The organism is Paracoccus rhizosphaerae (assembly GCF_026162645.1).
GTDB lineage: Bacteria > Pseudomonadota > Alphaproteobacteria > Rhodobacterales > Rhodobacteraceae > Paracoccus > Paracoccus rhizosphaerae.
On sequence record NZ_JAOTBE010000186.1, the window covers coordinates 1 to 1,062 of the forward strand.

Genomic DNA, 1,062 nt, shown 5'->3' on the forward strand with positions numbered 1-1,062 from the left:
GTCCGTCCCTCCCGGCGGTCTTTGTGCAGGATGTCGGTGTTCGATGGAGGAAGGAGCGAATCATGAGCCTTGTGATCGTTGGCATCGACCTGGGCAAGAACAGCTGCAGCATCGCCGGTCTCGACAGGGCGGGGGCGGTGGTGATGCGACGGCGAATGCGTGGTGACGGCGTTATCGCCTTCGCGTCGAAGCTGCCGGCCTGCATCGTGGCTATGGAAGCGTGTTGCGGCGCCCGTCACATGGAACGGACGCCGGCAGCACTGGGGCATGCTGAATGCCACCGCATTGGGACCGCTGTCGGCAACGCCGCGACGCTCAAGAGGGACGCGATCTGGTTGCGTGGAGGCCGGGTGCCCAGGCAGGCGCCCACAGGAGGCAAGCCGAAATTGCCCGGGATCACGAAGCGTGGCAGTCGATACCTGCGCAAGATGCTGACCCAGGGCGCGGGATCTGCCATGCCAACTCTGGCACAGGCGAATTCCGCCATGGGCGCTTGGCTGCGTGCGCTGCTTGTGCGCGCCCATCCCCACGTCGCTGTCCTCGCCCCTGCCGCCCAGATGGCCCGCACTGTCCGGGCGCTTCTGCGGCACGGGCGGAACCATGAAGCCGTGCCGCACGCGGCCGGCCGAGGAACACGCGCCCGTCTTGAGCACAGCCGGGCGCAGCACGCTGCGAGTGGTGGAAGGAGGATGGCCTGACAGTTGATCGGCGTTGCAAGAACCTCCGGCGAAACATGACCCGCCGAGGCCGGCCCTTCATGAGGATCGTGACGCGCGGATCTCCATCCTGGCGGCCTTTGTGCCGACATGCCGGATACGTCCGTGCAGACTGATCATGTCATCAGAAACTGCCGCTTGCAGACGGGGCGGGCTATACGTTTTGGCACGCAGGCTGCAAGCCGTGCGGTGCGCCTTCAGACAGGTTGCATCGATCATGATTGTCTGGGAGTGTCCTGAACTTTGTGTATCTGGCCCGGTCCATGCCGTTTGGGACACTCAAGCGTCGAAGCGTTCGCTAAACGTTATGGCGAACTGATTGCGGACTGCGAACCACTCGCGGACA

3 pseudogenes are annotated in these 1,062 nt (G+C 64.4%); 2 read left to right on the top strand and 1 reads right to left on the bottom strand.

Going from position 1 to position 1,062, the window contains the following annotated elements:
- Window positions 1–74 precede the first annotated feature (74 nt).
- Window positions 75–269 (top strand): annotated as a pseudogene (locus OC184_RS20760) (IS110-like element ISMmg1 family transposase); the annotation flags it as partial.
- Window positions 265–623, top strand: a pseudogene (locus OC184_RS20765) (transposase); the annotation flags it as partial. The pseudogenes OC184_RS20760 and OC184_RS20765, both read left to right, overlap by 5 nt.
- A 234-nt stretch (window positions 624–857) precedes the next feature.
- Here the strand turns inward: OC184_RS20765 and OC184_RS20690 are convergent.
- Window positions 858–944 (bottom strand): annotated as a pseudogene (locus OC184_RS20690) (IS5/IS1182 family transposase); the annotation flags it as partial.
- Between the last annotated feature and the right edge of the window lie 118 nt (window positions 945–1,062).